This window comes from Kribbella sp. NPDC026596, from assembly GCF_040638415.1.
Lineage (GTDB): Bacteria > Actinomycetota > Actinomycetes > Propionibacteriales > Kribbellaceae > Kribbella.
In genome coordinates, this window is the sequence record NZ_JBEZYF010000025.1 from 91930 (window position 1) to 113842 (window position 21913).

At 67.3% G+C, this 21913-nt stretch carries 23 protein-coding genes; 18 read left to right on the forward strand and 5 right to left on the reverse strand.

The features are described 5' to 3' along the window. Positions 1 to 72: 72 nt before the first annotated feature. Genes AB0E63_RS22000 through AB0E63_RS22020 form a run of 5 tightly spaced genes read left to right on the forward strand, consistent with a single transcriptional unit; the run spans position 73 to position 4288 of the window. Positions 73 to 870 carry an amidohydrolase family protein gene (locus tag AB0E63_RS22000; protein WP_360369056.1) on the forward strand — a complete coding sequence of 266 codons (798 nt, stop codon included), beginning with the start codon at positions 73 to 75 and terminating at the stop codon, positions 868 to 870. Then, positions 870 to 1997: an acyl-CoA dehydrogenase family protein gene (locus tag AB0E63_RS22005; protein WP_360369059.1), complete on the forward strand. Its 1128-nt coding sequence runs from the start codon at positions 870 to 872 to the stop codon at positions 1995 to 1997. The genes AB0E63_RS22000 and AB0E63_RS22005 overlap by 1 nt, the downstream gene beginning before the upstream one ends. After that, the gene (locus tag AB0E63_RS22010; RefSeq protein ID WP_360369061.1) at positions 1997 to 2761 is read left to right on the forward strand and encodes an SDR family NAD(P)-dependent oxidoreductase; all 765 of its coding nucleotides are present in this window, start codon (positions 1997 to 1999) and stop codon (positions 2759 to 2761) included. The genes AB0E63_RS22005 and AB0E63_RS22010 overlap by 1 nt, the downstream gene beginning before the upstream one ends. Next, positions 2758 to 3540 (forward strand): crotonase/enoyl-CoA hydratase family protein, encoded by a 783-nt coding sequence (locus AB0E63_RS22015; protein ID WP_360369064.1) that lies wholly within the window; start codon positions 2758 to 2760, stop codon positions 3538 to 3540. Before AB0E63_RS22010 ends, AB0E63_RS22015 begins: the two co-directional genes overlap by 4 nt. A 13-nt stretch (positions 3541 to 3553) precedes the next feature. Beyond that, positions 3554 to 4288 carry a FadR/GntR family transcriptional regulator gene (locus AB0E63_RS22020; protein ID WP_360369066.1) on the forward strand — a complete coding sequence of 245 codons (735 nt, stop codon included), beginning with the start codon at positions 3554 to 3556 and terminating at the stop codon, positions 4286 to 4288. A gap of 12 nt (positions 4289 to 4300) precedes the next feature. Here the strand turns inward: AB0E63_RS22020 and AB0E63_RS22025 are convergent, their stop codons facing one another. From AB0E63_RS22025 to AB0E63_RS22040, 4 genes are read right to left on the reverse strand one after another with little or no spacing between them, the layout of a single operon-like run. Next, on the reverse strand, positions 4301 to 4753 hold the full coding sequence (locus AB0E63_RS22025; RefSeq protein WP_360369069.1) for a MaoC family dehydratase: 453 nt from the start codon (positions 4751 to 4753) through the stop codon (positions 4301 to 4303). Between the two features lie 15 nt (positions 4754 to 4768). Further along, entirely contained in the window at positions 4769 to 5662 is an 894-nt protein-coding gene (locus AB0E63_RS22030; protein WP_360369072.1) for a CoA ester lyase, read from the reverse strand. Between the two features lie 17 nt (positions 5663 to 5679). Then, positions 5680 to 6846, reverse strand: a complete 1167-nt coding sequence (locus tag AB0E63_RS22035) for an acyl-CoA dehydrogenase family protein (RefSeq protein ID WP_360369075.1) — start codon at positions 6844 to 6846, stop codon at positions 5680 to 5682. Positions 6847 to 6878: 32 nt separating this feature from the next. Next, on the reverse strand, positions 6879 to 7670 hold the full coding sequence (locus AB0E63_RS22040) for an enoyl-CoA hydratase/isomerase family protein (protein ID WP_360369078.1): 792 nt from the start codon (positions 7668 to 7670) through the stop codon (positions 6879 to 6881). Positions 7671 to 7797: 127 nt separating this feature from the next. On the opposite strand from AB0E63_RS22040, the gene AB0E63_RS22045 reads away from it, so the two are divergent. The 10 genes from AB0E63_RS22045 to AB0E63_RS22090 all read left to right on the forward strand — a co-directional run bounded on the left by AB0E63_RS22045 (position 7798) and on the right by AB0E63_RS22090 (position 16152). Continuing rightward, positions 7798 to 8961, forward strand: a complete 1164-nt coding sequence (locus AB0E63_RS22045) for an acyl-CoA dehydrogenase family protein (protein ID WP_360369081.1) — start codon at positions 7798 to 7800, stop codon at positions 8959 to 8961. After that, on the forward strand, positions 8958 to 9935 hold the full coding sequence (locus AB0E63_RS22050; protein WP_360369084.1) for a nitronate monooxygenase family protein: 978 nt from the start codon (positions 8958 to 8960) through the stop codon (positions 9933 to 9935). Before AB0E63_RS22045 ends, AB0E63_RS22050 begins: the two co-directional genes overlap by 4 nt. Positions 9936 to 10035: 100 nt before the next feature. After that, positions 10036 to 10758 (forward strand): FCD domain-containing protein, encoded by a 723-nt coding sequence (locus AB0E63_RS22055; protein ID WP_360369087.1) that lies wholly within the window; start codon positions 10036 to 10038, stop codon positions 10756 to 10758. A 757-nt stretch (positions 10759 to 11515) separates the two neighbouring features. After that, a complete protein-coding gene (locus AB0E63_RS22060; protein ID WP_360369090.1) occupies positions 11516 to 11983 on the forward strand; it encodes a hypothetical protein in 468 nt (155 codons plus the stop codon). Next, positions 11980 to 12405 (forward strand): hypothetical protein, encoded by a 426-nt coding sequence (locus tag AB0E63_RS22065; RefSeq protein ID WP_360369093.1) that lies wholly within the window; start codon positions 11980 to 11982, stop codon positions 12403 to 12405. Before AB0E63_RS22060 ends, AB0E63_RS22065 begins: the two co-directional genes overlap by 4 nt. Then, complete coding sequence (locus AB0E63_RS22070; protein WP_360369126.1) at positions 12318 to 12857, forward strand: META domain-containing protein; 540 nt, start codon at positions 12318 to 12320, stop codon at positions 12855 to 12857. Before AB0E63_RS22065 ends, AB0E63_RS22070 begins: the two co-directional genes overlap by 88 nt. Before the next feature lie 330 nt (positions 12858 to 13187). Beyond that, complete coding sequence (locus tag AB0E63_RS22075) at positions 13188 to 14297, forward strand: tyrosine-type recombinase/integrase (protein WP_360369096.1); 1110 nt, start codon at positions 13188 to 13190, stop codon at positions 14295 to 14297. Continuing rightward, complete coding sequence (locus AB0E63_RS22080; protein WP_360369099.1) at positions 14294 to 14611, forward strand: hypothetical protein; 318 nt, start codon at positions 14294 to 14296, stop codon at positions 14609 to 14611. Before AB0E63_RS22075 ends, AB0E63_RS22080 begins: the two co-directional genes overlap by 4 nt. A gap of 388 nt (positions 14612 to 14999) precedes the next feature. Further along, on the forward strand, positions 15000 to 15764 hold the full coding sequence (locus AB0E63_RS22085) for a site-specific integrase (protein ID WP_360369102.1): 765 nt from the start codon (positions 15000 to 15002) through the stop codon (positions 15762 to 15764). Further along, positions 15754 to 16152, forward strand: coding sequence for a DUF6262 family protein (locus tag AB0E63_RS22090; RefSeq protein ID WP_360369105.1), 399 nt, complete (start codon positions 15754 to 15756; stop codon positions 16150 to 16152). The genes AB0E63_RS22085 and AB0E63_RS22090 overlap by 11 nt, the downstream gene beginning before the upstream one ends. 27 nt (positions 16153 to 16179) lie before the next feature. On the opposite strand, the gene AB0E63_RS22095 is transcribed toward AB0E63_RS22090, so the two are convergent. Next, complete coding sequence (locus AB0E63_RS22095; RefSeq protein ID WP_360369108.1) at positions 16180 to 16899, reverse strand: hypothetical protein; 720 nt, start codon at positions 16897 to 16899, stop codon at positions 16180 to 16182. A 751-nt stretch (positions 16900 to 17650) separates the two neighbouring features. Between AB0E63_RS22095 and AB0E63_RS22100 the strand changes: the two genes are divergently transcribed. The 3 genes from AB0E63_RS22100 to AB0E63_RS22110 all read left to right on the forward strand — a co-directional run bounded on the left by AB0E63_RS22100 (position 17651) and on the right by AB0E63_RS22110 (position 21763). Beyond that, on the forward strand, positions 17651 to 20413 hold the full coding sequence (locus tag AB0E63_RS22100; RefSeq protein WP_360369111.1) for a S8 family serine peptidase: 2763 nt from the start codon (positions 17651 to 17653) through the stop codon (positions 20411 to 20413). A 199-nt stretch (positions 20414 to 20612) separates the two neighbouring features. After that, entirely contained in the window at positions 20613 to 21338 is a 726-nt protein-coding gene (locus AB0E63_RS22105; protein ID WP_360369114.1) for a hypothetical protein, read from the forward strand. Between the two features lie 251 nt (positions 21339 to 21589). Beyond that, complete coding sequence (locus AB0E63_RS22110) at positions 21590 to 21763, forward strand: hypothetical protein (RefSeq protein WP_360369117.1); 174 nt, start codon at positions 21590 to 21592, stop codon at positions 21761 to 21763. Positions 21764 to 21913 lie beyond the last annotated feature (150 nt).

Consider the following 21913-nt stretch of genomic DNA (forward strand, 5'->3'; position numbering starts at 1 on the left):
CCTGTCTGTCTGGTGCACTGTCGCTTGCCATGAGACGATACTAATCATAGCAAGGAATTAGGAGGCGCTTCGGTGATCATCGATGTCCACTGCCACGCCTGGCCCGACCAGATTGCCCGGCGGGCCCTCGAGGGCCGCTCGACCCAGCTGCCGCGCCGAGGTGACGGCACGATCGCGGGACTGCGGCAGGCGATGGCACAGTCCGGTGTCGATCAGGCCGTCGTGCTCGGGATCGCCGACGAAGCACGGCACGTCGGCGGCGTGAACCGGTTCGTCGCTGCCCGGAAGGCCGATGGATTCCTGGGCTTCGGCACAGTGCATCCGGACCTGCCCGTGGATGAGAATCTGCGGATCCTTCGCGAGAACGGCGTCCGCGGTGTGAAGCTGCACTCGCTCTTCCAGGGGTTCGCCTACACCGATCCCCGGATGATGGAGCTGTACGAGGCGTTCGGGTCGGAGATCGCGGTCATCGCGCATGCCGGGGACGGCGGCGACGCGGCCGCGAACTCGCGCGGGACGCCGGCGATGATCCGCGAGATCGTCACCACCTTCCCGGACCTCCGGCTGGCGGCCTGTCACTTCGGCGGGTACCACCGGCTCGACGACGCGGAACAGGAACTGCTCGGTCTCGACGTCTACCTCGAAACCTCCTGGCCACCGACGCTCGCCGACGTCGATCCGGCCCGGGTACGCCGGATCATCGACAAGCACGGCAGCGACAAGGTCGTCTTCGGCTCGGACTGGCCGATGGCCGACCCGGCCGCCGAGATCCGCGCGATCGAGAACCTCGGGCTCACCGGCGCCGCCGTCGAGGGCATTCTCGGCGGCAACTTCCGGCGCTTCCTCGGCGACGACCTGGAGGCCGGCTGATGTTCGATCTGGATGACAAGTACGTCGCCCTCGCTGCCACCGCCCGCGACCTGGCCGACTCCCTGGCCGAGTATGCCGACGAGGCCGACGGCATGCTGAGGGTGCACCCGAAGATGCGTGCCGGTCTGCAGGAGTCAGGGCTTGCCGCCCACTGTGTGCCGGCCGAGGGCGGTGAGGCGATCGACCCGCTCGCGATCGCCGTGGTCCGCGAGGCCCTGATGGGTGTCTCCGCGCATCTGGACGGGTTGTTCGGCATGCAAGGCGTCGGGAGTTTCGCGCTGGCCCGCGCCGGCTCGCCGCGGTTGCGCAAGGAGTGGCTCCCCGAGGTCGCCTCGCTCGAAGCGATCGCGGCACTCGCGCTGACCGAGCCCGAGGCGGGCTCCGATCTGAAGGCGATCAGTACGACGGTCACCCCGCGCGGATCCGATCTCGTTGTCAACGGCAACAAGTCCTTCATCACCAACGCGGGCGAGGCGGCGTTCTACACCGTGCTCTGCCGGGAGGGCGACGGCTACTCGCTGATCTTCGTCCCGGCGTCGACACCAGGGGTGTCGGTCGAGGTCGGGCCGCACCTGATCGCGCCGCACATCATGGGTGCGGTCCGCCTCGACGAGGTCGTCGTTCCGGCCGACCACCGGATCGGCGAACCGGGTGAGGGGTTCAAGCTCGTGCTGGCAACCTTGGCGACGTTCCGGGTGTCGGTCGCCGGCGCTGCCGTCGGTCTGGCCCAGACCGCGCTCGACGAGGCGGTCCGGCACACCAGCGGGCGGCAGCAGTTCGGGCGGCCGCTCGCGGAGACCGGACCGATCCCGCATCTGCTGGGGCTGTCGTGGACCGAGATCGAGAGCGCGCGAGCCTTGACCTATCGCGCCGCCCATCGGGCCGGGCGCGATCCACTGGCGACACTGGACCTTTCCTCGATGGCCAAGGTCGCCGCGACCGAGACAGCCGGTCGGGTGGTGGACCGCGCCGTACAGGTGATGGGGCGGTTCGGGCTGGTGACCGGATCGACGATCGAACGTCTGTACCGCAACGCCCGGCCGATGCGCATCTATGAAGGCGGCAACGAGGTGCTGACCGGTCAGCTCGCCCGCCGGCTGGTCCGGCTGACAGAAAGGCAGCACTGATGTTGATGGACAACGTGACCGCGCTGGTCACCGGAGGCGCGTCCGGCCTGGGCCGGGCGACGGCGAAGGAGCTCGTCGAGGCCGGCGCCAAGGTCGTCCTCGTCGATCTTCCGGGTTCGCCGGGTGAGCTGGTCGCGAAGGAACTCGGGGACGACGTCGTGTTCGCGCCTGCCGACGTGACCGATCCGGTGGCCATGGAGGCAGCGTTGGACCAGGCCGAGGCGCTCGGTCCGCTCCGGGTGCTCGTGCATTGCGCGGGCAAGGGCGTCCGGACCCGGGTCGTCGACAAGGACGGCTCGCCGGGGTCGCTCGAGATCTTCGCGGAGGTCGTCAACCTCAACCTGGTCGGCACGTTCAACGTCCTGCGGCTCGCCGCGGCCCGGATGGCGCGCAACGAGGCGATCGACGGTGAGCGCGGCGTCGCTGTACTCACGGCTTCCGTGGCCGCCTGGGAAGGGCAGATCGGGCAGATTCCCTACGCCAGCGCCAAGGCCGGCATTGTCGGTATGACACTGGTGGCGGCTCGCGATCTGGCCGGCAAGCTGATCCGGGTCTGCACGATCGCGCCGGGAGTGTTCGACACGCCGATCCTGGACCGGATCAATCCCGAGGTGAAGGCCGAGCTCGAGGCGGCGGTGCCGCATCCGCGCCGACTCGGCCGCCCGGAGGAGTTCGGCCGGCTGGTGCGGTCGATCGTGGCCAACCCGTACCTGAACGGCGAGGTCATCCGGCTGGACGGCGCACTCCGGATGGGGCCGCGATGACCGAGATCCTCGTCGAGGCGAGCGACGTACTGACCGAGGTTCTGGACCGGGTCCTAGTGATCACCATCAACCGGCCGTCGGTGCGGAACGCGGTCAACACATCTGTTGCCCACGGCATCGGTCTTGCCTTGGACCGGCTGGACGCCGACGAGTCGCTGAGTGCCGCCGTACTCGCGGGTGCCGGTCCGAGCTTCTGCGCCGGGATGGACCTGAAGGCGTTCCTGGCAGGGGAGCGACCGAGTGTTCCGGGGCGCGGATTCGCCGGTCTCGTCGAGCGTTCGTCGGACAAGCCGCTGATCGCGGCCGTCGACGGTGCTGCTGTGGCCGGCGGTTTCGAGATCGTGCTGTCCTGCGATCTGGTGGTCGCTTCGCGGGCCGCGTCGTTCGGCCTGCCGGAGGTGAAGCGTGGTTTGGTCGCGGCCGGTGGCGGGTTGCTTCGGTTGCCCGAGCGGATTCCGTATCAACTGGCGATGGAGCTCGCCCTCACCGGTGATCGGATCGACGCCGAACGAGCCGCCGAGCTGGGCCTGGTCAATCGGCTGACCGCAGCTGGTGAGGCGCTTTCGGTGGCGGTCGAGCTGGCCGCGGCGATCAGCCGGAACGGGCCGCTCGCGGTCCGGGCGACCAAACAGATCCTGCGCAACGCACGGGATTGGCCGAGTGACGAGTTCTTCCACCGGCAAGCCGCCTACACCGAACCGGTGCGGGCGTCGGCCGATGCGAGAGAAGGGGCGACAGCCTTCAAACAACGGCGCGACCCGGTCTGGGCCGGCCGATGATGAGGAGATCGAGATGGCAGTAGCTCCGAGACCCCAGAAGACGGCGCTGATCCTGGCCCAGCGGATCGTCCGGGACATCCACCGGCGCGGCCTGGGCCCGGGGGAGAAGCTACCGCCTGAGCGGCTGATGATGGAGGAGTACGAAGCCGGCCGCGGCACGTTGCGCGAATCCCTGCGCTTCCTGGAGTTGCAGGGCGTGCTGTCGTTCAAACCTGGTCCCGGCGGCGGTCCGGTAGTGGAGAAGCCAGGCGCGGACACGCTCGCGGCCACGCTGGCCCTGCTGCTGGAGTTCGAGAACGCGCGCTACCGTTCGATCGCCGAAGCCCGGGCCGCCTTCGAGCCGGTGATGGCCCGGCTGGCCGCGGAGCGGATCACCACCGACCGGCTCGCCGTACTGGAACAGAGCCTCGACGACATGGAAGCCGGGATCGAGAACGACGAGGTCTATCTCGAGACCAACGAGCTCTTCCACGACACGATCGCGTGGGCCAGCGACAACCCGCTGTTCGGCCTGCTGGTGGACGTGATGGTCGGCAGCATGGACCTGAGCGGCGCGGCGCACGGGATCCAGTACCCGGTCCGCCGCCGGGTCGCGGTACTCAAGGCACATCGCAGCATCTACGACGCGATCCAGGCCCGCGACGGCGCGCTCGCCGAGGCGGCGATGCGAGACCACATCGGCGAGTACCTCACCTACGTGCGGAAGAAGTTCCCGGAGAGCATGGAGCGGTTGATCAGCTGGCAGTGATCATTCCGGGATTCACGCCGGCCGTTTGAGCATCAGGCCGGCGCGGTGCGCGATGTGCACGATCTCACCGCGGTGGTTGATACCGCGGTGCTCGAAGAACACGATGCCAGAGTCGGTGCGGCTCTTCGACTCCCGCTTGTCCAGGATGGTCGACTCGGCCCGCAGAGTGTCGCCGTGGAACACCGGCTTGGGGAAGTCGAACTTGGTGTACCCGAGGTTGCCCAGCGTCGTACCCAGCGTCAGGTCGTGCACGATCATGCCGCCGATCAGCCCCGCGGTGTAGAGACTGGGTACGAGTCGCTGCCCGTGGATCGTGGTTTTCATGTAGTGCTCGTCGAGATGGATCGGAGCGGGATTCATCGTGATCGACGTGTAGAGAATGGTGTCGGTCTCGGTGACGGTGCGGGACCACTCGTGCCGGTACTCCTTGCCGACCACGAAGTCCTCGTAATACAAGCCTGCCATGGTGTGTCCGCTCCTCTAGATGCCGCCGTTGAGCCCGGCCAGTTGATCGACGCGGGCCAGCCATTCCTCGGCCTTGTCCGCGTGTGCTTTGTCGACGTGGATGTCGCCGTACATGACGGCGCCGTCGCCGCGAGCCTCTGCTTCCCTGTACGTCGACAACAGGCCGCGGTAGAACTCGATGGTCTCCCGGTCGGGCGTGTAGACCTCGTTGACGACCGGGACATGCGTGGGGTGGAGAACGATCTGGCCGCGGAAGCCCATCTTGCGGCCTTGGGTCGCGAACGTGCGCAGACCATCGAGGTCGCGGATCCGCTCCCAGAGCGCAGTCAGCGGATGACGGTCGGCGGCGCGGGTCGCCAGCAGGATGCGCGTCCGGTGATGCAGTGACTCCAGACCCTCCGGCGACCACTCGTATCCGACCGCCTTGGCGATGTCGGCATGCTCGGCGGTCGGGCCGATCATCGCGCCGACCCGGGGTGACGCGGCGGCGATCTCCTCGCAGTGCTGGATGCCCTGGATCGTCTCGACCGGGATGATGTACTCCAGCCCGCTGACCTCGGCCCGCGCCTCGAAGTGATCGAGCAGGGTGTCGTACCGGATCACGTCGGTGGCCTCGTCGACCTTCGGCGCGAAGATCCCGGTCAGCCCTGGTACGACGGTCGCCTCGAGATCGAGGCCCGTGAGCCGAGTAGCGAGCGAGTTGGTCCGGACGAACAGCCCCATGCTCGGATGACTCCGTGCGAGTGCGGTCACGCCGTCGGCGACCTCTTTGCGCGCGGACTCCTTGAGGTGTTCGGGGACCGAGTCCTCGAGGTCGAAGCAGACCGCGTCAGCACCGGACTCGGCGGCCTTCTCGTACCACGAGGTCTTGTGCGCGGGGACGAAAAGGACGGTGCGATAAGGCTTCATCGTCGATGCTCTCCGGATCAGTAGCTGCGGGGGAGGCCGAGCACGTGCTCGCTGATGTAGTTGAGGACCATCTCCTGACTGATCGGTGCGATCCGCTTCAGCCGTGCCTCGCGGAAGTACCGCTCGACGTGGAACTCCTTGCCGTAGCCGTAGCCGCCGTGCACCTGGACCGCGACGTCCGCGGCTTTGAACGCGGCGTCGGCGCTGAGGAACTTGCCCATGTTCGCCTCGCGGCCACAGGGCAGGTCGTGGTCGAGTAGCCAGGCCGCCTTGTTCACCATCAGCTCGGCCGCGTCGAGCCGCATCAGCGCCTCGGCGATCGGGAACGCGACGCCTTGGTTCTGCCCGATCTTGCGGCCGAACACCTCACGTTCTCCTGCGTAGGCCGTGGCCCGGCGGATCGCGGCCCGGCCGATACCGAGGGCCGCGTTGGACGCGATCACACGCTCGGCGTTGAGCCCGGCGAGGATCGCCTTGAAACCCTTGCCCGGTTCGCCGACGACGTCTTCGTCGGCGACGAACAGGTTGTCGATGAACAGTTCGTTGGTGTTGATCGCGTTCCGGCCGAGCTTCGGGATCTCCCGGATCTGCACGTGATCCGGGTCCATATCGGCGAACAGCAGCGTCATACCGTCGGTCTTCTTGGTGACGTCGGCGCGCTTCGTCGTACGGCAGAGCAGCAGCATCCGCTCGGCCTGCTGGGCCTTGGTGATCCAGACCTTCTTGCCGCTGACCCGGTAGCCACCCGGCACCTTGGTGGCGAACGTGGTGATCCCGGTGGTGTCGGTGCCCGCGTCCGGTTCGGTGACCGCGAAGCAGATGTGCAGGTCGCCGGTCGGGACGCGCGGCAGGAACCGCCGCTTCAGGTCCTCGGAGCCGTGCCGGATGATCGGGTCGAAGCCGAAGATCCCGATGTGCACTGCGGAGCAGGCGTTCATGCCGCCGCCGGAGGCCGAGATCTCCTGCTCGACGATCGCGGCTTCGGTGACCCCGAGCCCACCGCCGCCGTACTCCTCCGGGATCGTGATGCCCAGCCAGCCGGCCTTGGCGACGGCGTTGTAGAAGTCCCAGGGGAACTCGTGATCGACGTCGTGTTCCATCCAGTACTGGTCGTCGAACGGCTCCATCATCTCCCGGACCGCGGACCGGATGTCCTCGTGCAAGGCGTTGGCGCTGAAGTCCACGTGCTCACTCCCGTTTCTGTATCGGCCGGTGGTCAGGAACCGAACTCCCCGTTGTCGAGGACGAACTTCGGTGGTCGCTTGTCCAGGAACGCACTCGCGCCCTCGCGCATGTCCTCGCTGCCGATCGCCTGCACGAGCATGCCGACGCCGTTCGCGAACGAGTCCCGGGCCGCGTTCCACCAGATGTTCGAGCTGACCTTGGTGATCTCCAGGTAGCGCGGGCTCAGGGCCGCGAGCTCGCGGCACCACGTCAGCACCTCGGTCTCGAGCTGGTCATCGGGTACGACGCGGTTCACCAGACCGAGGCGCTCGGCCGCGGCAGCGTCGTACCGGCGGCACAAGAGAGCGAGCTCCTTGGCGCGTTTCTCGCCGATCTGGACGCCCATCACGTTCGTGGCGCCGGTGACGGGTGCGGACCCGACCCGCGGTCCGGTCTGGCCGAAGGTTGCGGAGGCGGCCGCGATCGCGAGGTCGCAGGCGACGACGAGCTCGTTCCCGCCGCCGGCGGCCGCACCGTTCACGGCAGCGATGACCGGGCGCGGGCAGGATCTGATCGCGTCGAACATCCGCAGCGAGCCGCGGTACAGCTTCCGCATGCCGCGCGTCGTCGGCGCGCTCATCCCGGCCAGCATGCCGCCGGCGCAGAACGCACCCGGAGCGCCGGTGATGACTACCGAGCGGACGTCGTTGCAGGTGTCCAGGATGTCCGCGACCGCCGCGGCCATCTGCTCGTCGTACGCGTTCCGGGCGCTGGGGTTGTCGAGGGTGATCCAGCGCGACTCGTCGCGCTCCTGGACCCGGACTCGACCATCGGAGGTGGACACAGACTGATGCTAATAATATGCATCAATAGCCGTCAAGGTCTCGACCTCGTTCCGGTCGCCGGATGCGTTGACAGCATAGAGTGGATAAACCATGCTAATCATTAGACATCAATGCGAAGGAGTCTCTATGCCCGGCCTTGACCTGACCGACGACCAGCTCGAGCTCCGCGCGCTGGCCCGCAAGGTGGCGCACGGCCTGTTCGAGCACCGGGCACACGAGTGGGACGAGGGGCGGACGCCGTTCCCGTTCGACGATCGCCGCCGGCTCGGCGAGCTGGGATTCCTCGGCATCGCCCTGCCCGAGCCGTACGGCGGAGGCGGCGCACCGATCCTCGACGCGCTGATCGTGATCGAGGAGCTGGCCAAGGTCTGCCGCCCGGCCGCGTTCCAGGTCTTCGAGGCGAACACGGGCCCGGCGCAGGTCGTCGCCCAGCTCGGAACCGAACGGCAGCAGGCGAAGTACCTGCCCGCCGTCATCAGTGGTGACTCGTCGATGGCGGTCGCGATCTCGGAGCCGGACGCCGGATCGGCCGCGACGGACATGACCACCAAGGCGGTGCGCGAAGGCGACCATTTCCGGGTGAACGGGATGAAGCGCTGGGTGTCCAATGCCGGGCACGCGGATCTGTACCTGCTGTACGTCCGGCTCACCGACGAGCCCGGGGCGCGGGGGATCGGTGCACTGATCGTCGAGAAGGGCTTCGACGGGGTGTCGTTCGGGACGCCCGAGAAGCTGATGGGATTCCGTGGCATTCCCTCGCGCGACATCTACTTCGACGACGTTCTGGTCCCGGCCGAGAACCTGCTCGTCAACGCCGGCGACTTCCGCAAGCTGTTCAACGCGTTCTCGATCGAGCGACTCGGCAACTCCACCGTGAGCCTGTCGATCGCCCAAGCCGCATTGGACAGATCGATCGACTACGTCACCACGCGGGAGCAGTTCGGCAAGCCGCTGATCGAGTTCCAGGCCGTGCAGACCGACCTGGCAGACATGGTCGTCGAGGTCGAGGCGGCACGCATGCTGGTCTACCGGGCCGCGATGACCGCGGGCCGCGGTCTGCCCGACTCGCTGCAGGTGTCGATCGCGAAGCGGGCCGCCAACGAAGCGGGCAAGCGGGCCTCGGATCTCGCGATCGGCTTGCACGGCGGGAACGGGTACAGCGAGGAGTACGGCATCGAGCGCTTGCACCGGGATGCCCACGGCTGGGCGATCGCCGGTGGTACGCCGACCATGCAGAAGGTCCGCATCGTGTCGGAGTTGCTCGACCGCAAGTTCGACCAGCGCGCATGATCGGGACCCGCTTCACGGACCTGTTCGGCGTACGGCATCCGCTGGTCTGCGGTGGGATGGCCGCGGTCGGGACAGCCGACCTGATCGCGCCGCTCGCGGATGCCGGCGTACTCGCGTTCCTCACCGCTCTCACCCAGCCGAGCCCGGAGGCCCTGGCGAAGGAGATCACTCGCTGCCGTGAGTTGACCGACCAGCCGTTCGGAGTGAACCTCACGATCCTTCCGACGATCAAGCCGGTTCCGTACGACGACTACCGCGACGTCATCATCGAGTCGGGAGTACGGATCATCGAGACGGCCGGCAATAATCCGGCACCACACTTGCCGGCGTTGAAGGCGGCCGGCGTCCAGGTGATTCACAAGGCGACGTCGATCCGGCACGCGGTCAAGGCCGAGTCGCTCGGAGTTGATGCCGTGAGCATCGATGGGTTCGAGTGTGCCGGTCATCCGGGCGAGGACGACGTACCAGGCCTGATCCTGATACCACTCGCGGCGCGGCGGCTGCGGATCCCGGTGATCGCCAGTGGCGGGTTCGCGACCGGTCGTGGGGTGGCGGCGGCATTGGCGCTCGGCGCCGCCGCGGTGAACATGGGCACGCGATTCGTCGCGACCCGGGAGGCGCCCGTGCACGACAACGTGAAGCGGCTGTTGGTGAGCAACGACGAACGGTCGACGACGTTGGTCTTCCGCTCGCTGCGCAACACGGCTCGGGTGGCGAGGAACGCCGTGGCCGAGGAAATCGTCCGGATCGAGGCCCGGCCCGGCACCACCTTCGCCGACCTCGCCGATCTTGCCTCCGGCAACCGGGGGCGGACGAGGGTCCTTCGGGACGGTGACACGGACGGCGGTCTGTGGTGGGCGGGCCAGAGCCAGGGATTGATCGACGACGTTCCGACCTGCGCCGAACTGGTGGAACGGATCATGGGGGAGACCGTCGACACCATCGCACGGGATCTGGCGGGGCTCGTCACCTGAGGCGCGCCATGGAGCCTGCTGACCGCATTGGTGACTACTATACGAATGTTCAGGTCGTTGGTGGTCAGCGGCACGGCGTGGCCGTTGGGGAGGGATCAGGATGGCGCAGCGCACCGAGAAGCTCGCGGAATCCGTCGCGCGCCAGATTCTGCGCGACATCCAGAGCCAGCGACTGCGGGCCGGGGCCACCTTGCCGCCGGAGAGCGCCATGCTCGAGCGGTTCGCCATCGGGCGCGGCTCGCTCCGTGAGGCGTTGCGCATCCTCGAGGTCAACGGCCTCGTCACGCTGAAGCCCGGGCCTGGTGGCGGTCCCGTTGTCGCGGCCCACGATCCCCGGAACTTCGGGCAGATGGCGACATTGCATCTGCAGTCCATCGGCGCCAACTACCGTCAACTGCTGGATGCGCGGGTGGAGTACGAGACCGTTCTGGCGCGTAAGGCGGCCGAGCAGGAAGGCGACGCCGCCGGCGAGACCGTCCGGGCGGCCATGGACGGGACGGGCCAGCGCTCGTCCGAGGACCAGCTGTACTCGGCGGCCACGAGCGGATTCCATCAAGCCGTCGGCGTGGCGTCTGGCAATCCGGTCATCGCCCTGGCAGCTGAGTCGATCTACGCGATCTGGTCGGTCCGGGTCACCGCAGTCCTGTATCCGCCGGAGGACCGCGAACAGGTCGCGATCGAGCACGAGCAGATCACCCGCGCCATCGAGAAACACGACGCCCGCCGCGCCGAGCGCCTGATGCGCGAGCACATGCTCGCGTACCAGGAGTTCTGCGAGCTCCGCTACCCCGCCCGCATGGACGACATCGTCGACTGGAAGTAGGCCGCGCGGTGGGTCCCTGCGGGATCTGCGTTCAAAATATGGGCGACCAGGTCGGCGAGACCCGCATGCGATGGGCGGCACCGTGCGCATCGTCGAGCTCGGACTGAGTGACGAGAAGCTCACCGCTGACCTGCGGCTCCGGGGAACGCGCCGTACGGTCCGGCCGGACTTCGATCGAATCGCCCGAGCAGCAATGCGTTCAGCTCCGTGAGCGTCATCACGGCATTGCCGTCGCTGTCGTACTGGCCGCGCTGCGCGACGTTCGAGAACGTCGACCTGGCGCCGCGACACCCCCAGCTCCTCGGCCGCCGCGTCCACAGCGGTCACCCCCGCCGTGTCCAGCGCGGCCAGGCGGCTGATCACCGCGGCCCGCCGTACGGCGGCCTCCCACAGCTCGTCCGACGCCGTCAGCACACCACGTTCAGATACCTCCTCCGGGCCCAACGCCGCGTCTCCAAGCTCGCGAGAATCACCGAGCTCGTGACGCTAATGCAGACGACGCCGGTACACCCCGATGACTCGCACTCGCCTGCAAACTGGTGCCTTCGGAGCGCGCAGCCGGAGCGGCCTCCCGCGCGAAGCGGATCAACCGTCCGGCCAGGACCCCATAGCTTGCGAGCGGCGTCGATTCCCCCGATCTGCTCCCTGCCCCGGTGGTACGTCCGATACTTGGGGAATGTCGGAGATGGATCTGCCCGAGTTGAATCGTGCAGAACTTCGGGCGGTTGAGGTACTGCGGGGTGGTGGCGCTGTTGTCGTGACCAACCCCAGTCCGATGACGTACGGCGTGCTGGCCCGCGATGCCCGGGCGGTGAATCTCCTGAAAGGTCGCCCCGTCGACCAGCCGGTCGGAATCTCGGTGCACTCGGCGGCCGCGCACGATCAGCTGTTCCGGTACCTCGATCTCCGGAGCGACACCCTCGCCGCGATCGACTTCGCTCTCGCCGAGCGAATCTCCGTACTGGCGCCGATCGGGTCGGACCCGACGATGCCCGAATGGCTGGCGCCTGCGATCCAGGACGGCTGGGTGGTGTTCTTCGACGGAGCCTGGCGTCCACTGGTGCTGCTGTGGGAGAGCTTCCCCTTCCTGTACGGAAGCAGCGCCAACCGAACCGGCGAAGCCCCGGCCGCCTCCGCCACCGAAGCCCGTGCGCAGTTCCCGGCCGACACTGTGATCATCGACGCCGACCACCTCCGCGAGCCGGCCGCCGAGCCAGCACGATGATCCGCGTCGACCAGGACGGCCGGCTGACCCTGCATCGATCGGGTATCCAGGACCAGGAGGTCGGCGGAGCCGACGTGATCCTGGAACGGCTGCGCGAGTTCAGATCCACGATCGCGGTTGTGGACGGATCGACCGGTGCGCCGATGGGCAAGGCGTATCTGTCCACCGCAGTCACCGAGGATGGCGAGCCCAAGCAGCTGGTGCCGAAGACGCGGATCCGGCTGGAGTTCGCGCGAGTGCCCAACAAGAACGCGGACGGGCCACGGGTGTACGACGTCGTGCGAGCGCACGTGGTTGCAACAGCCTGGGCACAGCCGCCGCGGCCGGCGAACTGCTGGCCGGCGGGAGTCTGTGGATCGACGGAATCGGCGGCACCCAGGTCGGCTGCCAACCGCCGCTTCGGGACCAGGAGGAATGGTTGAAGACGTTCCTGACGAGCCAACCCAACTGGCGGCTGAACGGTGACGAGCTCACCCTCACCTCAGGCAGCACGACGATCACGCTGCTGGACCGGAAGATCGCCGAACCCGACGTCCCGCTCGACGGGGTCAGGTGGGAGGTCGTCACCATCATCACCAACGCCTATCTGCGCCACCACCGCTACCACGCCGAGCAGGCGTGGATCAGCTTCGACGGCGGGCGCCTGACCGGCTGGAGCGGATGCAGCGAACTCTCCGGCACCGTCACCCGCAACAACACAGAACTGACCTTCGGCAACGTCGCCACCACAGGCCACACCTGCACAGCCGAAACCGCCGCGATGCAGGCCGCAATGCTGGCCACCCTCGAGCCCGCGGTCTCCTACACCATCGACTACAACCAGCTGACACTTCTAGCCCCGTCCGGCATCGGCCTCGACCTGAAAGTGGGGTAGAGCGGCTGCCCATTTGTCGTCGGGCCATGCGTCCTGGTCCTCTGTCGCCTCAACTCACGAGGCTGTGACGCTCGCGCAGGCCACTTCGGTACACCGCCATGCCTCGCACTCGCCTGCAAATCGGCCACTTCGCAGCGCTGGAACCGTGCAGACAACTCGGACATCGACACCAGGCGCCGCTGACCGACGTGGTGTCGAGAAACGATCGTTATCTAGAGCCGTCGCGTAGGCGTCGTCGACGTCGGCCAGGAGTGCCTGAGCGTTCCTGATCTGCGTGCTGGCCGTGGTTATCTGCGGCTGTCCATCACGCGGATTGATCTCGGAGGAGCGATGCATGTCCAGCGGGTGCTGTCACCTGCCACGCAGTTGGAGTCGTGGACGGTGCTCGGCGATGACGGCGGTCCGGTCGGGCCGGTCGAGCGGTTTCTGGCTTACCTAACCGACATCGAGCCGTCGCCGAACACGGTGAAGGCCTACGCGCATGATCTGAAGGACTGGTTCGTGTTCCTGGCGCGGCTGGGACTGGACTGGCGCGAGGTGCGGTTGGAGGACATCGCTGAGTTCATGGCCTGGCTTCGGCGGCCGCCTGCGGCCCGGGCCGCTGTGGTGGCGGTGCTGCCGTCGGTGGAGTACCACTGCTCGGCGTCGACGGCGAATCGTAAGCTGGCGGCGCTGAGTACGTTCTACGAGCACGCATCGCGCAACGGCATGGATCTCGGGGAGTTGCTGGCGACGTGGCGGACGGCTGGCCAGCGGGGTTCGGGGTGGAAGCCGTTCCTGCATCACATCAGTAAGGGGCAGTCTCAACGACGGCGCACGATCAAGCTGGCGGCGCCACGCAAGCTGCCACGCGTGCTGACGGTCGCCGAGACACAGGCGATCCTCGACGCGTGCCACCGGTTGCGGGATCGGTTCCTGTTCGCGCTGCTGTGGGACAGCGGGGTACGGATCGGCGAGGCGCTGGGACTGCGGTATGCCGACATCACTGCCGCCGAGTGCGAGGTCACCATCATTGCGCGGGTCAACGACAACGGTGCTCGCACCAAGTCCCGCGCGACGCGGGTGATCCCGGTCAGTGCCGAACTGGTCCGGCTCTACGCCGACTACCTGCATGACGAGTACGGCGATCTGGACTCCGACTACGTCTTCGTCAACCTCTGGGCACAGCCGCACGGGCACCCGCTCACCTACACGGCGGTCTATGACCTGGTACGGCGGCTGCGGCGCCGGACCGGGATCGCATTCGACCCGCACTGGTACCGCCATACCGCAGCAACTCGGCTGCGGCGCGACGGTGTCCCGATCGAGGTCGTGTCCAAGCTGCTCGGGCATGCCGACATCACCACCACGGCGAACGTCTACGGTCACCTGACCGCCGAGGATGCCCGCAAGGCGCTGGAGGAAGCGGGCTGGTTCAGCGGCCGAGAGGTGCGGCTATGACGCTGATGCCCGGCCGGAGCACACTCGCGCCCGCCCGCGAGCTGCGCCCGGTGGCGCACGCGGCCTGGGACGCCGAGTACGACCGGGACGTTTGGCGGCTCCGCGAGCTCGGCATCGACAGCCGCACGCCGGCGCGCATCCGGTTCAACTTGATCCCGCAACCCTGGCTCAAGGCCTTCCCAAGCGGTGGGCACGATGGCGGCTCGCGGCGGGCTTCGGCCCAGCGACGGCGGCGTCGGGGACGAGGGCGGTCGCCCGCTTTGCTGAGTTCCTGGCGGGCCAGGAGTCCGCAATCACCAGCCTGGGCCAGCTGAATCGAGCGCTGCTGGAGCGCTACCTGGCCCACCTGCACGCCCTCGTCGGCGGTCGAGTGGTTCACCGAACCACGATCGGGCAGCTGAACCTGTTCCTCACCGCGATCCGCCAGCACGGCTGGGACGACACGCTGCCGACCACCGCGATGTTCTTCCCCGAGGACTTCCCAAAGGAAGGGGAGCGGCTGCCTCGCGCGCTGAGCGAGACTGTCATGGCCCAGCTCGAGCATCCCGACAACCTCGCCCGGTGGGCCGATCCCGCGCACCGGTTGGTCACCCTGGTGATGATGCGCTGCGGACTTCGCATCGGCGACGCGCTGCGCCTGTCGCCCGATTGCATCGCCCGCGACGGTGACGGCGTCCCTACCTGCGCTACTTCAACCACAAGATGCGGCGCGAGGCGCTCGTCCCCATCGACGACGAGCTCGAACGCGAGCTCGGCGAACAGCGACAACGCGTCCGAGACCGCTGGCCCGACGGCACGCCAGTCTTGTTCCCGCAGCCGACCGGCAACCCGGACGGGAAGCGGTGGATGGTCGACCGGACCTACCGCCGGGCGCTGCGGCGCTGGCTGGAACGCTGCGACGTCCGCGACGAACACGGGCAGCCGGTGAACGTCACCCCGCACAGGTTCCGTCACACGCTCGGGACCCGCTTGATCAACCGAGATGTCCCCCAAGAGGTCGTGCGCCGGATCCTCGACCACGACTCGCACGTCATGACCGCGCACTACGCCAGGCTCAGCGACACCACCATCCGGCGCCACTGGGAGAGGGCCCGCAAGGTCAACATCAGCGGAGAGACGGTGTCGTTCGATCCCTCCGGGCCACTGGCCGACGCGGCCTGGGCCAAGCAACGACTCGGCCGGGCCACCCAGGCGCTGCCCAACGGGTACTGCGGTCTGCCGTTGCAGCAGTCCTGCCCGCACGCGAACGCCTGCTTGAGCTGTCTGATGTTCATCACGACTGCCCACTTCCTGCCCCAGCACCACGAGCACCGCCACCAGGTCCTGCAGATCATCTCCGCTGCCGAGGCCCGCGGGCAGCAGCGGCTGTCGGAGATGAACCGGCAGGTCTTGTGCAACCTCGACCGGATCATCGGCGCCCTCGCAGACGACAGGCACAGCGACCAGGACATCCGAGATGAGGGCTGACAACACGATCCACCTGACCAGAGCGGCCCGGCGCCGCCACGAACTCACGCGAAGCAAGACCATCCGGGCGCTGCGCGAGCTCGACGCGTCCGGCGGAGTCGTCACCTTCGAGATCGTCGCCAAGTCCGCCGGCGTGTCCAGGTCGTGGCTCTACACCCAACCCGACATTCGCGTCGAGATCGAACGTCTCCGGAGGCTTCACCAGCGGGCACCGGCGCAAGCGGTGCCCGCGCGACAACGCACCACCGACCCGTCGCTGCTACAACGCCTTGAGATCGCCAACGCACGCAACCGTGAACTCGCCGAAGACAACCAGCGACTCTGCCTGCAACTCGCCCAGGCCCTCGGCGAGTTACGAGCGATCGGGACAGGCAGGCTGCCGGGCTGATCCCGTCGTCAAGGGGCACTCGCACGGTTACGACAGCCGCGGCTTTTCCACCGTGACCCAGGTCGGACTTGCTGCGTCCGGGACTCGGTCACGAGGTGACCAGGTGCGCGCGACGGCCAGCGGAACAGGATTCTCCGGTTCGGGCAGGACGACGGTGAGACCGTTGCCGCGGGCTTCGAGTTCGGCGGCGTAGGTGGGGTCGACGCGGTCAAGCGTGATCATGATGAGCCCGGACGCCGGGTGCGGTCCCGTCGAGGTGACCTTGGTCGGCAAGCCGAGATCGCCCTGCCTGCGCATGAGGCCCAGTACCCATTGCAGGGTCCACTCGGTCTCCTGTTCGGCCGGCTGCCGGCGTCGGAAGCGCAGCAACTCGGGGGACTGCACGAGCGGGGGAATCTCGATCCGCGCGCGGAGCATCTCCTCGTGAACCGGGATGTTGATGACCAGGACCACTCGATCACCGCCATGCTCGACGGTCTCCGTGAGTCTCGCGCGCGTGTCCGGGTTGCGCTCAACCCACTGCCGCACGACCGGCAGGTCTGGTGAGGCCTTCGCCGGACCCTCGCGAAAATCCACCAGCCACCTCCCACACCCGGAGTCTTCAGGAAAGCATGCGGGCAGCGGCAGGCATAGACCCGCCATACTTCGTGGTGATGCGGACGGATGCAGGCCGCTCGTGTTGAGAATCGAAGCGATATCCCTGATGGCTACGGCATTCGTCGGCTTCCGAGTCAGCGGCCTGGCCATCCCCGGGGCGCTGGCGCGTGACCGGCTCGATCACCGGCCAGTCGCTGTCGTTTGTCGTCTGGGTGACCACTACCAACCGACGCATCAAAACGACCACACGTCGACAGGGTCTCCGCCCTCGTAGCTTCGGAATGCACTTCGATAACGATCGAGTCCTGCTGACGTCGGCCCCACGAACCATGACCGCCTCGCTGGGGACACCGTCCAAGACGAAAACCCCCAGGTCACAGCCGCGCCCACGCCAGCGGCTCCAGATAACGATCGATTCTCAACACCCAGAGAGGACTGGCGTCGCTGCCACCGCGTGAGCCAGCGTCTGACTGGGGACCTCGCAGCTCGAGGTCGCCGGCGTTCAGCCTCTCGCGCCAGGTACGCCAGATCGAGCCCCTTTGTCTTCCACACGGTCCGTGTTCACGTATGCCGGTGCGCGGTGCGTACGTCGGTGATCGCGCGCAGTACGCGCTCTGCAACCGATGGGCGTATCACCGAGGTAGAGAACAACGTCGACCTCGTTCGGGGGCGCTAAGTGTTCGCCCTACACGAGGGCCCTGCAGTTTGCCCCAAGGGAGGGGTCGGCCAAAACCAGGTGCCGCCTGGCATGGGCGGTGGCAGACCTCTGTCATACTCCCGGCGTTCGTAACTTTTCTTCCCTGGGGGCGTCTTGTCCGTCCGTTTTGCCCATCTGTTGCGGTGGGGGTTGCCGGCTGTGTTGGTGGCGGGTTCGGTGGTTGCGTTGAGTGGGTCCTCGGGAGTGGCCGCGGAACCGGGGCCGTATCGGCTGGGGTTCGCGCGGCACAGCACCTCGAAGCCCGAGATCGAGCCGAACGCCGTGATGGTGAAATTCAAGCGGAAGGCGACCGCGGCGGCGCGGAAGGCCGCGGCTTCGAAGCTCGGGGCGACAGCGGAGGGGCAAACGTCCTCCGGTGTCGTCAAGCTCAAGGGCAAGTTGTCCGCGCCCGACCTGCTGAAGAAGGTCAAGTCCGACCCCGCGGTCGAGTTGGCGTCGTTGAGCTACCGTCGCAGGGTCTCCGCCGTACCGAACGATCCGTACTTCGCCTCCAGTCAGCAGGCGTACTTGAACACGGTCCGCATACCGCAGGCGTGGGACGTGTCGAAGTCGACCGGCAACCAGATCGTCGCCGTGCTCGACACCGGCATCGACGCTGGTCACCCGGACCTCGTAGGTCATCTCGTCGCGGGCTACAACGCGACCTCGACGACGCGCCCGAACCCGGTCGACGACAACGGTCACGGCACGATGGTGGCCGGGATCATCGCCGCGAGCACCAACAACGGTGCTGGGGTGGCGGGCGTCGGCTGGAGCTCCAAGGTGATGCCGGTGAAGGTCGCCGGAGCCAATGGGATCGCCAACGATCTGGATCTCGTCGAGGGTATCGACTGGGCGATCGGACACGGCGCCACCGTGCTGAACGTCTCGATCGCGAACCCCGGCGACAATCCGGTCCTGCACGACGCGATCAAGCGGGCGATCGCCAAGGGCGTCATCGTCGTCGCCGCGGCCGGCAACGACGGGAGCGCCGTACAGCAATACCCGGCGGCGTACCCCGAGGTGATTGCGGTCGGCGCGACGAACGCCGGGGGAGTGCTGACCGACTTCAGCTCGTACGGCGACTGGGTCGACCTCGCTGCCCCAGGGTGGGACATCGTCACTACCGCCCCTCGCGGTACGAGCCAGTACGCGTACTGCAGTGGTACGTCGTGCTCGGCGCCCATCGTCGCGGGTGTGGCGGCGCTGGTGAAGAACAAGTGGCCGACGTTCACGCCGGCACAGGTCGAGTCCCGGCTCAAGTCGCTCGCGCGTGACGCAGGCCCGCGCGGCAACGACCCGTACTACGGCGCCGGCATCGTGGATGCGTACGCCGCCCTCGGCGGTCGCTGGGCGCCGGACTTCCCGATGAACTCGATCGATCTCAACGACCAGCCCGAGCGGGCGATCCCGCTGTCGAGCTCGATCAGCACGATGATCAGCACCGAAGGCGAAACGGACTGGTACGAGGTGGTCTCCTCGGGGCCGCGCAACCTCAGAATCACATTGACCGGGCCGGAGTTCAACGGGGACAAATACACGGTGAACTTCGGTCCACGGATCGATGTCTACGACAACGACCTGAAGTCGCTAGCATCTGCCGCCACCCCATTCCCGACTGAGATCGACCCCGCGACGAGCGGACCGAAGTGGGGACCGTTGACGGCGACCACGGACGTGAGCGTCGGGGCGGGCAGCACCTTTATTGCCATCCGAAACGCCAACGGCTCACGAGACACCCGGCCGTACACCCTGGATGTCGAAGAGGCCGGCGCGGGCGGTTCCAGCCCGACCACGAGCTATCCGGTGCGGGACGTGCTCCCGCCCGACCTGGGAAGCGGCCAGCCGCTCGACGAGCACCCAACGGTGACGTTCGCGCGCGACGTCGTCGCGGCCAGCGTCAACGCCGGCACCGTGCGCCTGGTGCACGGCAAGACCGGGACGACCGTGGGCGCCACCGTGGCCTACGACGCCACGACCAAGCAGGCCGTCATCACCCCGACCGCGCCGCTCCTCGACAACACGCCGTACCGGATCGTCGTGAACGGCGTGCAGGAAGCCGACGGTACCGCGCTGGAGCCGTTCAGCAGTGTGTTCTCAACGCTGGATGCACCCCCAGCCAAGCCGGCGTTCGATGCCACCGGCGCCTATCTCGCGGCGAACCTGACCTGGACGATCCCCGCCCTGCCTGACTTCGACCAAGTGATCGTCCGGCGCAACACCGGCAGCCAGGTGCCGACGTTGACCACCGGGACTCTGGTCTACGCAGGCACGGCCACCTCGGTGAAGAACACGGGCCTGGCGCAAGGGGCGACCTACACCTATGCGGCCTGGGTGAAGGACCGCGGCGGGAAGGTCAGTCCGGTCGCCGTCACTCAGCTGCTCGGGATGAAGACCTCGATCAGCGCTACCGCGACACTCGTGAACTACGGCGGCACGATCACTGTCGGCGGCAGCACGGTCCGGATCGACAACAAGGTATACGCCGGACTGCCCGTCAACCTGTACGTACGGCCGAAAAACTCGTCCACGTTCAAGCTGCTCGCGGCGTTGAAGACGAGCTCGACCGGCGCGGTGAGTTACGCGTACAAGCCGCTGGTGTCGTCGGTGTTCATGATGACGTTCCCCGGCAACGGCGACCTGATGGGCACCCGGAGCGTGGATCTCACGGTGCAGGTGGCGCCGACGATCTCGGCGACGTTGTCACCGACAGCGATCCGGTTGGGTGGCGTGAGCAGGTTCAGCGGGTACGTCGCGCCGGCGCACTACGGCCAACTCGTGTATCTGCAGCAGTACTCGAACCGGGTGTGGAAGTCCATCGCATCGGTGAAGCTGAGCAGCACGGGCGCCTATGCGTTCGGTATCAAGCCGGCCGTCCGCGGACAGATCGCCTATCGAGTGTGGTTCCCGGCGGACGCCGACCACGCGCAAGCGTTCACAGCGAACAAGATCCTCACGATCAGCTGAAACAGAGACCCGGATTGCAACAAGCTGCAATCCGGGCCTCTGTTCGGCATCACAGGCTTGACTTACCGACAGGCGAGGTCGGTATTCTGCGCGACCTTTGGAACGGCGAATTCCCCATGGGACAAGGGGATGGAACGTTCGAACCCGACTTGCGCGAAGCGGGCGTTATGCCTCAAAGTTCCTCTTCGTGGGGGAAACCTTGAAGCGTCTGAAACCCAACCGTCGGCAAGTCTTGATTGCCGGGGCGGCTGCTGCCGTTGCGGGCGTTGCAGCCGCGGAGTCCGCAACAGCCGCTGACCTGTACGGGTCTGGCGTACTCGGCGACTGGACCGTCCTCAGCCGGGCAATCGCCACTACGGCGACGATCGCGTACGCCCGCGACCACGACGGCATCTACATGTTCGGCGACAGCATCGCGGTCCAGGACGGCAAGGCGCTGGCGACCAAGCTGGCGAGCCGCGCCGGCGTCAGTCTCGCCGTTCACAACTGGTCCGGACGGCCGACGGCGCCCGCGGTCGACGCGCTCGAGAACTGGGCGACCAAGTACGGCCTGCCGCGCCGGATCCTGATGGCCACCGGCACCAACGACATCTTCAACCCGCCGGTGTTCGCCGCCCAGGTGGACCGGACGATGAAGATCGTCGGCCCGAACCGGATGGTGGTCTGGGTCAACACGCAGATCTCCCGTACGGCCATGTCGGCGGCGGTCCAGGTCGCCGACCAGCGCAACAGCGCCTGGATCAACTCCCAGATCCACGACGCCGACAAGAAGTACCCGAACCTGCGCATCGTCCGCTGGGCCGAGTTCCTCGCCGCGAAGCCGTCACTCCTTACCCAGTGCCTCCGCGAAGGCGTCCACACCACCGTCCCCTACGGCCAGGACGCCCGCAACGAACTCATCGTCCAAGCCCTAGTCGCCGACTGACAGAGCGGACCGCGTGCCCGCTGCGCTCCAGCCGTCGTCGATGACGATCAGCACCCATCGGCCTGCCAACTCGGACCGCAGCCTCGCGGCACGACCCCGGCGGCGTCGCGGAGCAGAATCGCTGATGGCAGTAGCGCCTACCTGATCTGAGCTCGACCACCCACACCGGTCTGCACCCTGGGGGACAAGGTTCTCTGAATCGCGCTGGAACCTGAATCCTTGAAGTCGCCGAAGGAACTCCGCTCAGCGACGTGACGGGCCTCGGCGTCACCCTCGACGAGACGATCTTCAACCACGAACCGCAGGTCGTCCTGCGCCCCGTCAAAGCCGGAGCGCCAGTCCACCCAGCGATGTGGCTGACCCCCTCCGCGGACGGAGCCACGCTCTATCTGCGCTGCACCGTCGCGATCGGTGACGAGACCTAGGGGCCGCTCGTGCAGGAGGTCAAGATCTCCGCCGCGACTCGGATCTACACGGCTAAGTGGTCCGCGCCGTAAGTTCGTCGGGGTTGTTCATGCGGCTTGTGCGAGGGCCGGTGTGGCGGTCTGGTGCTGGTCGATTCGTTGGAGTAGGTC

Coding starts and splice junctions, on each gene's coding strand:
- AB0E63_RS22025 (WP_360369069.1), bottom strand. CDS start 4,753: ATGGCAGGCTTGTATTACGAGGACTTCGTGGTCGGCAAGGAGTACCGG.
- AB0E63_RS22075 (WP_360369096.1), top strand. CDS start 13,188: ATGCATGTCCAGCGGGTGCTGTCACCTGCCACGCAGTTGGAGTCGTGG.
- AB0E63_RS22030 (WP_360369072.1), bottom strand. CDS start 5,662: ATGAAGCCTTATCGCACCGTCCTTTTCGTCCCCGCGCACAAGACCTCG.
- AB0E63_RS22045 (WP_360369081.1), top strand. CDS start 7,798: ATGCCCGGCCTTGACCTGACCGACGACCAGCTCGAGCTCCGCGCGCTG.
- AB0E63_RS22085 (WP_360369102.1), top strand. CDS start 15,000: ATGCGGCGCGAGGCGCTCGTCCCCATCGACGACGAGCTCGAACGCGAG.
- AB0E63_RS22095 (WP_360369108.1), bottom strand. CDS start 16,899: ATGGCCAGGCCGCTGACTCGGAAGCCGACGAATGCCGTAGCCATCAGG.
- AB0E63_RS22010 (WP_360369061.1), top strand. CDS start 1,997: ATGTTGATGGACAACGTGACCGCGCTGGTCACCGGAGGCGCGTCCGGC.
- AB0E63_RS22090 (WP_360369105.1), top strand. CDS start 15,754: ATGAGGGCTGACAACACGATCCACCTGACCAGAGCGGCCCGGCGCCGC.
- AB0E63_RS22080 (WP_360369099.1), top strand. CDS start 14,294: ATGACGCTGATGCCCGGCCGGAGCACACTCGCGCCCGCCCGCGAGCTG.
- AB0E63_RS22020 (WP_360369066.1), top strand. CDS start 3,554: ATGGCAGTAGCTCCGAGACCCCAGAAGACGGCGCTGATCCTGGCCCAG.
- AB0E63_RS22050 (WP_360369084.1), top strand. CDS start 8,958: ATGATCGGGACCCGCTTCACGGACCTGTTCGGCGTACGGCATCCGCTG.
- AB0E63_RS22055 (WP_360369087.1), top strand. CDS start 10,036: ATGGCGCAGCGCACCGAGAAGCTCGCGGAATCCGTCGCGCGCCAGATT.
- AB0E63_RS22015 (WP_360369064.1), top strand. CDS start 2,758: ATGACCGAGATCCTCGTCGAGGCGAGCGACGTACTGACCGAGGTTCTG.
- AB0E63_RS22065 (WP_360369093.1), top strand. CDS start 11,980: ATGATCCGCGTCGACCAGGACGGCCGGCTGACCCTGCATCGATCGGGT.
- AB0E63_RS22005 (WP_360369059.1), top strand. CDS start 870: ATGTTCGATCTGGATGACAAGTACGTCGCCCTCGCTGCCACCGCCCGC.